14 protein-coding genes and 4 tRNA genes are annotated in these 12156 nt (G+C 65.8%); 15 read left to right on the top strand and 3 right to left on the bottom strand.

Annotated features, from left to right (window positions below; all coding sequences use genetic code 11):
* Positions 1 to 3 precede the first annotated feature (3 nt).
* The gene (locus VMT40_RS33430) at positions 4 to 423 is read right to left on the bottom strand and encodes a helix-turn-helix transcriptional regulator (protein ID WP_326363380.1); all 420 of its coding nucleotides are present in this window, start codon (positions 421 to 423) and stop codon (positions 4 to 6) included.
* On the bottom strand, positions 420 to 1694 hold the full coding sequence (locus VMT40_RS33425; protein WP_326363379.1) for a geranylgeranyl reductase family protein: 1275 nt from the start codon (positions 1692 to 1694) through the stop codon (positions 420 to 422). The genes VMT40_RS33430 and VMT40_RS33425 overlap by 4 nt, the downstream gene beginning before the upstream one ends.
* Positions 1695 to 1872: 178 nt before the next feature.
* Between VMT40_RS33425 and VMT40_RS33420 the strand changes: the two genes are divergently transcribed.
* Positions 1873 to 2895: a polyprenyl synthetase family protein gene (locus VMT40_RS33420; protein ID WP_326363378.1), complete on the top strand. Its 1023-nt coding sequence runs from the start codon at positions 1873 to 1875 to the stop codon at positions 2893 to 2895.
* A 75-nt stretch (positions 2896 to 2970) separates the two neighbouring features.
* The gene (gene htpX, locus VMT40_RS33415) at positions 2971 to 3852 is read left to right on the top strand and encodes a zinc metalloprotease HtpX (RefSeq protein WP_326363377.1); all 882 of its coding nucleotides are present in this window, start codon (positions 2971 to 2973) and stop codon (positions 3850 to 3852) included.
* On the opposite strand, the gene VMT40_RS33410 is transcribed toward htpX, so the two are convergent.
* Positions 3849 to 4340, bottom strand: a complete 492-nt coding sequence (locus VMT40_RS33410) for a YajQ family cyclic di-GMP-binding protein (protein WP_326363375.1) — start codon at positions 4338 to 4340, stop codon at positions 3849 to 3851. The two genes, htpX and VMT40_RS33410, sit on opposite strands and share 4 nt — an antisense overlap.
* Before the next feature lie 138 nt (positions 4341 to 4478).
* Between VMT40_RS33410 and VMT40_RS33405 the strand changes: the two genes are divergently transcribed.
* The 13 genes from VMT40_RS33405 (at position 4479) to rplL (ending at position 11805) form a co-directional block, all read left to right on the top strand.
* A tRNA-Tyr gene (locus VMT40_RS33405) sits at positions 4479 to 4563 on the top strand.
* A gap of 212 nt (positions 4564 to 4775) precedes the next feature.
* Positions 4776 to 4848 (top strand) — tRNA-Thr (locus VMT40_RS33400).
* Between the two features lie 71 nt (positions 4849 to 4919).
* Positions 4920 to 4992, top strand: a tRNA-Met gene (locus tag VMT40_RS33395).
* A gap of 43 nt (positions 4993 to 5035) precedes the next feature.
* Complete coding sequence (gene rpmG / locus VMT40_RS33390; protein ID WP_029925945.1) at positions 5036 to 5206, top strand: 50S ribosomal protein L33; 171 nt, start codon at positions 5036 to 5038, stop codon at positions 5204 to 5206.
* A 198-nt stretch (positions 5207 to 5404) separates the two neighbouring features.
* Entirely contained in the window at positions 5405 to 6451 is a 1047-nt protein-coding gene (locus tag VMT40_RS33385; RefSeq protein WP_326363616.1) for a fused (3R)-hydroxyacyl-ACP dehydratase subunits HadA/HadB, read from the top strand.
* 200 nt (positions 6452 to 6651) lie between these two features.
* Positions 6652 to 6724, top strand: a tRNA-Trp gene (locus VMT40_RS33380).
* A gap of 29 nt (positions 6725 to 6753) precedes the next feature.
* Positions 6754 to 7143 carry a preprotein translocase subunit SecE gene (secE, locus tag VMT40_RS33375; protein WP_326363373.1) on the top strand — a complete coding sequence of 130 codons (390 nt, stop codon included), beginning with the start codon at positions 6754 to 6756 and terminating at the stop codon, positions 7141 to 7143.
* Between the two features lie 130 nt (positions 7144 to 7273).
* Complete coding sequence (nusG, locus tag VMT40_RS33370; protein ID WP_326363371.1) at positions 7274 to 8074, top strand: transcription termination/antitermination protein NusG; 801 nt, start codon at positions 7274 to 7276, stop codon at positions 8072 to 8074.
* Positions 8075 to 8245: 171 nt separating this feature from the next.
* Positions 8246 to 8680, top strand: a complete 435-nt coding sequence (gene rplK, locus VMT40_RS33365) for a 50S ribosomal protein L11 (RefSeq protein ID WP_326305986.1) — start codon at positions 8246 to 8248, stop codon at positions 8678 to 8680.
* A 92-nt stretch (positions 8681 to 8772) separates the two neighbouring features.
* Complete coding sequence (gene rplA / locus VMT40_RS33360) at positions 8773 to 9483, top strand: 50S ribosomal protein L1 (protein WP_326363370.1); 711 nt, start codon at positions 8773 to 8775, stop codon at positions 9481 to 9483.
* 287 nt (positions 9484 to 9770) lie between these two features.
* The gene (locus VMT40_RS33355; protein WP_326363368.1) at positions 9771 to 10499 is read left to right on the top strand and encodes a hypothetical protein; all 729 of its coding nucleotides are present in this window, start codon (positions 9771 to 9773) and stop codon (positions 10497 to 10499) included.
* Between the two features lie 298 nt (positions 10500 to 10797).
* On the top strand, positions 10798 to 11361 hold the full coding sequence (gene rplJ, locus VMT40_RS33350; protein ID WP_326363366.1) for a 50S ribosomal protein L10: 564 nt from the start codon (positions 10798 to 10800) through the stop codon (positions 11359 to 11361).
* Between the two features lie 63 nt (positions 11362 to 11424).
* Positions 11425 to 11805 (top strand): 50S ribosomal protein L7/L12, encoded by a 381-nt coding sequence (rplL, locus tag VMT40_RS33345; RefSeq protein ID WP_442790095.1) that lies wholly within the window; start codon positions 11425 to 11427, stop codon positions 11803 to 11805.
* Positions 11806 to 12156: the final 351 nt, after the last annotated feature.

The following is a 12156-nucleotide window of genomic DNA, read 5'->3' as shown; positions in this document are numbered from 1 at the left end:
CCGCTACGTCAGCGGTTTCCGATCCGAGAGACCGTGCATGAAGACGTAGCAACCGGGGATGTGGGGTGCGCCCTCGGCGGCGAATTTCGCCTGATACTCCGAGGGTGACATCCCTACCAACTCGGTGAACTTCCGACTGAACGACCCGAGGCTCGAATAGCCGACCAGCATGCAGGCCTCGGTCACCGTCACATTCGTGGCGCGCAAGAGATCCTGCGCCCGCTCGATCCGGCGTTCGGCCAGATACAGCGCGGGTGTCTTGCCGTAGGTGGCGGCGAAACAGCGCAGGAAGTGGAACTTCGACACTCCCGCGGCCGCCGCCAGACTCTCCAGATCCAGCGGCTCGGCGTAATTCCGGTCGGCCAGATCCCGCGCTCGCCGCAAATGCGGGAGCAGCTCCTCGGGAACCGGCCGAGTCGTCATGCGAAGGGCTGAATCTTGTCGAAACGCATCGAGGCGCGGCCCGCGCCCCGCCACAGCTTGGCGGTCAGATCCAGATCCTCGTCGGTCACCAGATTGCCCATCACCCGGACGGCCGTGCGCTGCAACAGCTTCGACCGCATCATGGGCGGCCCGCCCAGCGGCACCGTGCGCGGATGCGTGGCCAGCCCCGCCAGGCGACGCGCCACCGAATAGGTGCGGCCGTAGCGCTCGCGCAGCAGGTCCGGCCAGATGCGGGTCAGATCGGGCTGATCCAGGATCCCGGCGAGCATGTGCCCGCCCTCCAGGCCGTAGTCGATGCCCTCGCCGTTCAGCGGATTCACGCAGCCCGCCGCGTCGCCGACCAGCGCCCAGTTGCGCCCGGCCAGATTCGACACCGCCCCGCCCATGGGCAGCAGCGCCGACGCCACCGCGCGCGCCTCGCCCTCGAAACCCCACTCCGCGCGACGCAGCGAAACATAGTGCTGCAGCAGCGGTTTCAACGCGATGTGCGAGGGCCGCTTCTCGGTCGCCAGCGAGCCGACGCCGATGTTCACCTCGCCATTGCCCAGCGGGAAGACCCAGCCGTAGCCGGGAATCAATTCGCCACTCGCGTCCCGCAATTCGAGATGCGAGGTGATCCACTCGTCGTCACTGCGGTCGGACTTGATGTAGGCGCGCGCCGCGGTCCCGTACGCGTACTGCCGATGCCAGGTGCGGCCCAGCATCTTTCCCACCGGCGAGCGCACCCCGTCCGCCACGATCAGCGTCTTGCACGACACCGCCCGCAGCCCGCCGTCGGTCTTGATCGTCACCCCGGTGACCCGGTCGCCCTCGCGGGCCACCTCCACCACCTTGGCCCCGTCCACCATGCGCGCCCCCGACTTGACCGCGGTCTCGCGCAGCTTGTCGTCGAGTTCGGTTCGCGGAACGGCACTTCCGTAGGTGGGGAAGGACCCGTCCGGCCAGGGCAGCAGCGCCTCGCGCCCGAACCCGGCCATGCGCAGACCACGATTGACGGTGTGCGCGCGCACCCAGTCGCCGAGTCCGAGATGCTCGAGTTCGGCGGTGGCGCGCGGCGTCAGACCGTCACCGCAGGTCTTGTCGCGCGGGAACACCGCGGAATCGGTCAGCAGCACATCGCGACCCGCCCGCGCCGCCCACGCGGCCGCCGCGGACCCGGCGGGGCCCGCGCCGACTACCAGCACATCGGCGTGCGCAGGCAGAACATCCGATGATTTCCCCTGCTCGGGCGCGACTTCCGGTGAACCCATGCGGTCAATACTTGCAGCACATGACCGGACGCGCATATTCGCCCTGTGGTCCGCCGCGGCCGTCGCAATTCACATAGCGGTTGTTTCGTGCGTCGCACTACGGTGGTGTCCATAGGGGGTGATCGGTCCACACGCTAGGTTCTTTGGCGTGGGGTCGGACGCGGCACTGGGAGATGAAATGAGCGCATCAGCTGTGAGCGATGAGAGCACCGTGGTCGCGGGGGTGGATCTTGGTGATCCCGAGCTCGCCGCCACTGTGCGCAAGGGGCTGATCGAGGTCGAGGACCTGCTGATCACCGAGCTGTCCGACGGCGAAGAGTTTCTGCAGGAAGCCGCGCTGCACCTGGCCAAGGCGGGCGGCAAGCGATTCCGCCCGCTGTTCACCATCCTCACCGGCCAACTCGGCCCGGACCCGACCAGCCCGGACCTGGTCACCGCGGGCACGGTCGTGGAACTCGTGCACCTGGCCACCCTCTACCACGACGACGTCATGGACGAGGCCTCCATGCGCCGCGGCGCGCCCAGCGTGAACTCGCGCTGGGGCAATAGCGTCGCCATCCTCGCGGGCGACTACCTGTTCGCCCACGCCTCCCGCCTGGTCTCCACCCTCGGCCCCGACGCGGTCCGCATCATCGCCGAGACCTTCGCCGAACTGGTCACCGGCCAGATGCGAGAGACCATCGGCGCCCGGCAATCACAGGACCCGGTCGAGCACTACCTGCGGGTCGTGTGGGAGAAGACCGGCTCGCTGATCGCGGCCGCGGGGCGCTTCGGCGGCACCTTCTCCGGCGCCGACATCGACCACGTGGAGCGCCTGGCCCGCCTCGGCGACGCCGTGGGCACCGCCTTCCAGATCGCCGACGACATCATCGACATCTCCTCGGTGTCCGAGCAGTCCGGGAAGACCCCCGGCACCGACCTGCGCGAGGGCGTCCACACCCTGCCCGTCCTCTACGCCCTGCGCGACGAGGGCGCCGAGGGCGACCGCCTGCGCAAACTGCTGGCCCAACCGCTGCAGACCGACGCCGAGGTGGAGGAGGCCCTGTACCTGCTGGGCCGCTCCCGCGGACTGGTGCTGGCCAAGGAGAAACTGCACGGCTACGCCGACATCGCCCACGCCGAACTCTCCGCCCTGCCCGGCGGCCCGGCCAACGAGGCCCTCGAACAGCTGGTCCGCTACACCATCGAACGCGTCGGCTGACGGGGAACTTCAACCCACGGCTCTATCGTTGACCTGGTGTAACTCAGCGATGAGGGGGCGTCAGAAGGAGACCATATGCATGGGCACGGGTATGCGAATGGACTGAAGACGTTCGGACTGCTGGTAGGCATGTCGGCGCTGATCGTGTTCGCGGGCGCGCTGTTCCGCAATCCCACGATCCTGATCTTCTCGATTCTGCTGGCCGTGGGCATGAACGCCTACGCGTACTTCAACAGCGACAAGCTGGCACTGCGGGCCATGCACGCCCAGCCGGTGACCGAGCTGGAAGCGCCCGCCATGTACCGCATCGTGCGCGAGCTGGCCACCACCGCGCGCCAACCCATGCCGCGGCTCTACATCAGCCCCACCAACGCCCCCAATGCCTTTGCCACCGGCCGCAATCCGCGCAATGCGGCGGTCTGCTGCACCACCGGCATCCTGCAGATCCTCGACGAGCGCGAACTGCGGGCCGTCCTCGGCCACGAGCTCTCGCACGTCTACAACCGCGACATCCTGATCTCCTCGGTCGCGGGCGCGATGGCGGCGGTGATCTCCGGTCTGGCCCAGATGGCCATGTTCGCGGGCATCTTCGGCGGCAATCGCGACGGCGAAGGCCCGAATGTCATTGGCATCCTGCTGGTTTCGCTGCTCGGCCCGATCGCGGCCTCGCTGATCAAACTGGCCGTCTCCCGCTCCCGTGAGTACCAGGCCGACCAGGACGGCGCCGAACTCACCGGCGACCCCTTGGCCCTGGCCTCGGCCCTGCGCAAGCTGGAACGCGGCACCCAGGCCGCCCCCTTGCCCCCCGAACCGCAACTGACGGCGCAATCGCACCTGATGATCGCCAACCCCTTCCGCAACGGCGAGGCAATGGCGCGCTGGTTCTCCACCCACCCCCCGATGGCGGACCGCATCGCCCGCCTCGAGGAAATGGCCGGTGGCAACCGCAATTACTAGCGGTAGTTGACGAACTGCAGGGCGATGTCGAAGTCGCTGCCCTTGAGCAGGGAGATGACCGCCTGCAGGTCGTCACGGCTCTTGGAGCTGACCCGCAATTCCTCGCCCTGGATCTGCGCCTTCACGCTCTTGGGGCCCTCGTCGCGAATCTTCTTGGCGATCTTCTTCGCGTTCTCCGAGGAGATGCCCTGCACCAGGGTGCCTGTGATCTTGTACACCTTTCCGGAGGCCTGCGGATCACCGGCGTCGAACGCCTTGAGCGAGATATCGCGGCGAATCAGCTTCTCCTTGAACACATCCAGGGCCGCCTTCACGCGGTCCTCGGACTCCGCGCTGAGGATGATCTTGTCCTCGCCGGACCATTCGATGCTCGCGCCGGTGCCGCGGAAGTCGTAGCGCTGGCTCAGCTCCTTGGCGGCCTGGTTGAGCGCGTTGTCCACCTCCTGGCGATCGATCTTGCTGACGACATCGAACGACGAATCCGCCACACTCTTCTCCTGTCCGGGGATCGGATATTCGGGATGTTCCCTGCCGACGCTAGCCCCTCCGGCATGCCTGTATCCAGCCGGTTTGCATTCCGGGCGTGTGTTCGTTGTATTCTGCTGGAGCGCTGCAAGGCGTACCCCGGCGGATTGCCCGAGCGGCCAAAGGGAGCTGACTGTAAATCAGCCGCGTAATGCTTCGGAGGTTCAAATCCTTCATCCGCCACCAGAGAGCCCCGTGGACCCAGAGTCCACGGGGTTCTTTGCGTTTGGGGGTGGGATCGAAGTCTGTCGACGCCGTGTCGACCGCCGGTTCGCCCGGGTACCCTCCGATTCGCCTCAAAACCCGCTCTGACCACCCGGTTTGGAAGTGTGGCGGTGGGTTGTGTAATCTCGTTCAAGTCGTCAGCGCCCCGGCCGAGACCGGAGCAAGACAGACACGCCCCCTTAGCTCAGTCGGCAGAGCGTTTCCATGGTAAGGAAAAGGTCAACGGTTCGATTCCGTTAGGGGGCTCGCCGGATTGCCGGTGGTGACCGAATCGGCTTCTCCTTGCAGGTCCCCGCCGTCAAGTACCGACAACAGATGGCGGTGTAGCTCAGTCGGTAGAGCAAACGACTCATAATCGTTGTGTCGCCGGTTCAAGTCCGGCCATCGCTACATACTGATATTCCAATCAGGCTGACCGGAAAGAAGGCAAATCGTGGCCGCGAAGTCCACTGATATCCGGCCAAAGATCACCTTGGCCTGCGAGCAGTGCAAGCACCGCAACTACATCACCAAGAAGAACCGGCGTAACGACCCGGACCGCCTCGAGCTGAAGAAGTTCTGCCCGAACTGCGGTACCCACCGGGCGCACCGCGAGTCTCGCTAACTTAACCCCGCGCGTTCTACCGCGTGGAAGCAGTGCCGGATCGGCAAGTCAATTCGTCTCTTGAAAAGGGACATTGGCCCCGGTCCGGCACTTGGTGTATATAGCGGTGGTTCAGCGCTCTCGCCCCGATCCTGATGAAGGATCAGATAGGGACTTCCTGCCGTGACGATCAACACCGAGATCACTACCGAGGCCGACATGCTCGATTCGAGTGAGGTTTTCGACCCCGCCGCGCACGCCGCCGCCATGGTCGGTCATCACTACCGCGTCGACGACTACTACGAGGTCGGCCGCGAGAAGGTGCGTGAATACGCCCGCGCCGTGCAGGACTACCACCCCGTCCACTGGGACGAGGACGTCGCGCGTGAGTACGGCCACGACGGCCTGGTGGCCCCGCTGACCTTCATCTCCCTGGTCGGAATCCTGGCCCAGCGCAAGCTCTTCGAGCAGATCGTCACCGGCTACGACCTGAGCCAGATCATGCAGACCGACCAGATCCTGGAGTTCCACCGGCCCATCAAGGCCGGGGACCAGCTGTCCTGCATCGTCTACCTGCACTCGTTCCGCCAGGCCTTCGGCGGCGACATCATCGTCACCCGCAATGACGTGGTGGCCCAGAACGACGAGCTGGTGCTCACCACCTACACCACCCTCATCGGCCGCAGCGGCGGTGACATCGATCCCAATATCGGTGACGCCGTGCGCAATGTGCTCATGCACGGGGTCGGCCCGTACGCCGCCGACGCCGACAAGACCGTCGCCATCGACACCCCCGAGCAGGCCGTGGCGGTCGTCAAGACCGGACGCGTGGTGGCCAGCGCGCACGCCCGCCGCTTCGAGGACATCGCGGCCGGTGACGAATTGCCCGCGCGCATCGTGCAACTCACCCGCGGCGACCTGGTCAACTACGCGGGCGTCTCCGGCGACGCCAACCCGATCCACTGGAGCGACGATGTCGTGAAGCTGGTCGGCCTGGAAAACGTTGTGGCGCATGGCATGCTGACCATGGGCCTGGGCGGCGGCTTCGTCACCTCCTGGCTCGGCGACCCGGGCGCGGTCAAGGAGTACAACGTCCGCTTCACCAGCCCCGTGTACGTCCCCGCGGACCGCCCCGCGGAGATCGAATACACCGGCAAGGTGAAGTCCGTGGACCCCGAAACCCGCACCGCCGTCATCGCCATCGTGGCCAAGTCGGAGGGGCGCAAGATCTTCGGTCGCGCCACCGCAACCGTCCAGCTGTCCTGACCCATTACCCGAGGTACGTCCGCATTATCCGAGGTACGTTGCGACACCCCGATTGGCGATCGCCGCGCGGGGTAACGTACACTCGGGAATCTGGGGTCACCAGCCGATGCGCGCTGCTCCGAGGAGCGGCGCGTATGTTGTGTGAAAACCCGTGTACAACTGAATAAGAACAGTGGCTGGACCAAACCCCGTCCAGCCGAAGGGGCGTAGCTCAACTGGCAGAGCAGCGGTCTCCAAAACCGCAGGTTGCAGGTTCAAGTCCTGTCGCCCCTGCCCTGGATGCCGACGTAGAGAGGATCGACGTGAGCGACGAGCGGGACACTCGCCACGAAGATGGCGATGACACCGCCGCGGTGGCTCGGCCGAGCGGCAAGCGGTCCGCCCGGCGTTCACGCGCCGCGTCGTCCAGCGCCGTCGCGACGATCGAACGACCGTCGACGAAGGCCAAGGCAACCGACAAGCAGTCCGGCAAAGACAAGAAGGCCGGGCGAGGCGGTACGGGCAATCCGTTCAAGCGCCTGGTGAAGTTCCTGCGGGAAGTGATCGCGGAGCTTCGCAAGGTCATCTGGCCCAACCGCAAGCAGATGGTCACCTATACGAGCGTTGTCCTGGTGTTCGTGATCTTCGTGATCGCGTTCATCAGCGGGTTGGATGTGGCGTTCATCAAGGGTGTCAGCTGGCTCTTCGGCTAGGCGGCACGATGACCGCCTCTGACCGTCGCGGCCGGTGACCGGCCCCCGTGCAGAGGCGGGGGACCATCCGTCGGGCGTAATGCCCCGGCGCGCAGAGGATTACGTGACGACTAAGGAAGCGAGTGCCCCAGTGAGCACCCCGGAGAACGGCACAACCGAGGAATTCCCGGTGGATGACGTGGTGATCGAAGAGACCGCCGCGGAAGACGCTGAGGGCTTCGCCGACGCCGACGAGTTCGCGGCCGATGCCGAAGCGGCCGAGCCCGCGCAGCCCGTCGCGCAGATCTCCGACGAGCCCGCCGACCCCGTCGCCGAAATGACCGCCGCGCTGCGCCGCGCGCCCGGCGACTGGTACGTCGTGCACTCCTACGCCGGGTACGAGAACAAGGTGAAGACCAATCTCGAGACCCGCGTGCAGAACCTCGGTCTCGAGGACTACATCTTCCAGGTCGAGGTCCCGACCGAAGAGGTCACCGAGATCAAGAACGGCCAGAAGAAGAACGTCAATCGCAAGGTGCTGCCGGGCTACATCCTGGTCCGCATGGAGCTGAACGACGAGTCCTGGGGCGCGGTCCGCAACACCCCGGGTGTCACCGGTTTCGTCGGCGCCACCTCGCGCCCGTCCCCGCTGACCATTCCCGAGGTCGTGAAGTTCCTGGTCCCGGCCGCGCAGCAGAAGAAGGCCGCCCCGGCCGCCGCGACCGCCGCCGCGGCCGCGAGCACCGGTGGCGAGGCCCCGCTGGCCAAGCCGATCATCGAGGTCGACTTCGAGGTCGGCGAGTCGGTCACCGTCATGGACGGCCCCTTCGCCACCCTCCCGGCCAGCATTTCCGAGGTCAATGCCGAGCAGCAGAAGCTCAAGGTGCTGGTCTCGATCTTCGGCCGCGAGACTCCGGTCGAACTGGCCTTCACGCAGGTCGCCAAGATTTAGTCGCGGGGAGGCGGTGGCTCGGGTTTCACCCGGTGTCACCGCCTTTTTCGCGTCCGCGTAGACTTGCCGGGTTGCCCCCCGGATATATGCCTGAGTTCAGGCATGCCCCGGGGAGCATGTCCCGGAAAAGGCTTACGGGTAATCCGTAAGGAACCTAACCAAGGAAGAAAGATGCCCCCGAAGAAGAAGAAGGTCGCTGGGCTCATCAAGCTCCAGATCCAGGCCGGCCAGGCCAACCCGGCTCCGCCGGTCGGTCCGGCGCTGGGTCAGCACGGCGTCAACATCATGGAGTTCTGCAAGGCGTACAACGCGGCGACCGAGTCGCAGCGTGGCAACGTCATCCCGGTCGAGATCACGGTCTACGAAGACCGCTCGTTCGACTTCAAGCTGAAGACGCCGCCCGCCGCGCGTCTGCTGCTGAAGGCCGCGGGAATCCAGAAGGGTTCGGCCGAGCCGCACCGCAACAAGGTCGCGCAGATCACCATGGACCAGGTCCGTGAGATCGCCAAGACCAAGCAGGAAGACCTGAACGCCAACGACATCGACGCCGCGGCGAAGATCATCGCTGGTACCGCCCGCTCGATGGGTATCACCATCGCGGAGTAAGAGCCCGCTGTGTCGCTGCAAAGCGACGCGAGCTCTCGTGGAAGGGACCGCCTGTCCCGCACCACTTCTGACTTAGACAAGGACAGACAATCATGGCAAAACGAAGCAAGGCTTATCTCGAGGCGGCCGCCAAGGTCGACCGCACCCAGCTGTACTCCCCGCTGAGCGCCGTGCGCCTGGCGAAGGAGACCGCCACCACCAAGACCGACGCCACCGTCGAGGTCGCCGTCCGTCTCGGTGTGGACCCGCGCAAGGCCGACCAGATGGTCCGCGGCACCGTCAACCTGCCGCACGGCACCGGTAAGACCGCCCGCGTCATCGTGTTCGCCGTCGGCGACAAGGCCGCCGAGGCCGAGGCCGCCGGTGCCGACGCCGTGGGCGCCGAGGACCTGATCGAGCGCATCCAGGGCGGCTGGCTGGAGTTCGACGCCGCGATCGCCACCCCGGACCAGATGGCCAAGGTCGGTCGCATCGCTCGCGTGCTGGGCCCGCGTGGCCTGATGCCGAACCCCAAGACCGGCACCGTCACCCCCGATGTGACCAAGGCCGTTCAGGACATCAAGGGCGGCAAGATCAACTTCCGCGTCGACAAGCAGGCCAACCTGCACTTCGTGATCGGCAAGGCTTCCTTCGACGAGAAGAAGCTGGCCGAGAACTACGGCGCCGCGCTCGACGAGATCCTGCGTGTCAAGCCCTCCACCGCGAAGGGCCGCTACGTCAAGAAGGTGACGTTCTCGACCAACACCGGACCGGGCATCCCGGTGGATCCGAACCGCACCCGCAACTTCGCCGAGGAAGACTGAGTCTCCTCCGCGTAGCGTAGCGACGCAAAAACATACAAGGGCCAGCGCGAGAAATCGCGCTGGCCCTTGGTGTTGGAGGGGAGGGGCGAACGCTCCGCGAGGGCATGGTTGGGCCGGTGCGAATCTCGTACCGGCCCTTCGCTTTTGCGGTGGGGGTCGAAGGGGAGACACGCCGGGCGACCGGGCGATCGGGGTTTGGTACCGGGGTCGTGCGTTTTCGGGCATTTGGATGGGGTGAAGCGTGATGTGCGCGTCTGCTCTGATCGTCCATCCCATCCGGAGGCGTGATGAACCGGTTTCGCTCGGCGGCAATGCTTTTCGGTGCGGTGCTGGTGGTGCTCACCGGTGTCGCGGCAGTTGCGCACGCGGGGGAAGCGGGCCGCGTGCCGGTTGGGGGCGGTACCGGGGTGGCGTTGGCGTGGGGGGTGCCGGTTGGGTCGTTGTCGCTGTTGCACTTCTGTACGGTGACCGCGATCGGGGTGGATGGGGCGGGGAATCTGGTGGGGCTGACCAATGCGCACTGTGCCTATGAGCCGGGGGATGCGGTTTATCTGCAGTCGGCGGTTGAGCCGGGGGCGGGGCATGATCCGTCGGTTGGGCGGATTGGGACGGTGGAGTATGTCAGCGGCGGGAATCCGATCGGGCCGGGGCCGCACGGGGTGGGGCTGGATTACGCGGTGATCGTCTTCGATCGGTCGAAGGTGAATCCCGTTGCTACGGTGGGTGATACGACGATTCGGGGGATCGCGGCACCGCCGCCGGAGGGCACCCCGGTGTGCAAGCAGGGCACCACCAGTGGCCGGACCTGCGGCACCACGCTCACCTCGATGGGTCCGTATCTGGTCACCACGGTGCCCGAGTTTCCGGGCGACTCCGGTGCCCCGGTGGTGGCGGGGGAGACCCTGATCGGCAATCAGTGGGTGTGGGGCGGCAGCTCGGCGATGACCGCGATCCTCGAAGACCTCGATCGCCGCGGCGGGGTCGGGGCCGGATTCCACCTCGATTTTGCTGGTTAGATGCGTGTCCGCTATATTGGACGACGGTCATCGGCCAGCTTTTCGAAGCACTGTCGGTGATCAACCCCAATCGTTCTACCGAAGACCGTTGGTTGCTGCCGTCAGGCAGTCGAAGGTTCGGCGATATTGCCGACGGCCCACGCAGGGAGAGCCGAGGTAGGGAAACCGCGAGTCATCGCGATCGTTTCTTGTGCGCCCCGGGTTCGCTCTGCGACCGGGGCGTTAGCTTTGTCGCCGACCCCTGTGGCGGAACTCGGTAGTTCACACGAGAACCGACCATCCAGAGAGGAGGCGAAGTATGGCAAAGGCTGAGAAGGTCACCGCGGTCGCGGAGATCACTGAGCAGTTCAAGTCGTCCACCGCGACCGTCGTCACGGAATACCGTGGCCTGTCCGTTGGCAAGATCACCGAACTGCGTCGTGCGCTCGGCGCGAACGCTACCTACTCCGTCGCCAAGAACACCCTGGTCAAGCGCGCTGCCGCCGAGGCGGGCGTGGAAGGCCTGGATGACTTGTTCGTCGGTCCGACCGCTATCACCTTCATTACGGGTGAGCCGGTCGACGCCGCGAAGGCGCTGAAGGCGTTCGCCAAGGACAACAAGGCGCTGATCATCAAGGGCGGCTACATGGACGGCCAGGCGCTGTCCGTGTCCGAGGTCGAGCGCATCGCCGATCTCGAGTCGCGCGAGGTGCTGCTGGCCAAGCTGGCCGGTGCCATGAAGGGCAACCTGTCCAAGGCCGCCGGTCTGTTCGCCGCCCCCGGCAACCAGGTCGCGCGCCTGCTGGCCGCGCTGCAGGAGAAGAAGCAGGCCGAGGGTGGCGCCGCCGCTCCGGCCGCCGACGCTGCTGCCGACGCCGAATAAGTCACTACCCCAAACCTATTCGCCGCTGTTCGAACAGCGACGAACCTATGAAAGGAAATATCAATGGCCAACGTTGATGAGCTGCTCGAGACCTTCGCCGGCATGACCCTGCTGGAGCTGTCCGAGTTCGTGAAGGCGTTCGAGGACAAGTTCGAGGTCACCGCCGCTGCTCCGGTCGCCGTCGCCGCGGTCGCCGGTGGCGCTGCCCCGGCCGAGGCTGCCGAGGAGCAGGACGAGTTCGACGTCATCCTCGAGGGCGCGGGCGACAAGAAGATCCAGGTCATCAAGGTGGTCCGTGAGATCGTCTCCGGCCTGGGCCTGAAGGAAGCCAAGGACCTGGTCGAGGGTGCCCCGAAGCCGATCCTGGAGAAGGTCGCCAAGGAGGCCGCCGAGGCCGCCAAGGCGAAGCTCGAAGAGGCCGGCGCCAAGATCACCATCAAGTAAGGGTTTTCCCAACTCTCGGGACTCTCAGGGGCTTCGCCCCTGAAACCCCAGGGGCATACAGGGGCTCCGCCCCTGGAACCCCGCGGGCATTCAGGGGCTCCGCCCCTGGAACCCGGAGAGTCGCGGGGCTTTGCCTCGCAGCCTTGCTTTCGAAAAGAGCGGTTCCCATTGGGGGACCGCTCTTTTCGCGTATTCTGCTCCCGTAATTGGGGCGTGATTGCGAATAGGCGAAGAAACTTTCTACCGACCAGTCAGGTCCCGGTGTCCGAGACGGTATATATGCGATACAGTGGCCGAACCTACTGTGACGCGCCACACCGCGCGAATTTTGTGGCGCGCGGTCACATGTAG

Source organism: Nocardia sp. CDC160, assembly GCF_035818795.1.
GTDB lineage: Bacteria > Actinomycetota > Actinomycetes > Mycobacteriales > Mycobacteriaceae > Nocardia.
The sequence above is the reverse complement of the archived record's forward strand: the minus strand, read 5'-3'. Positions and strand labels throughout refer to the sequence as shown.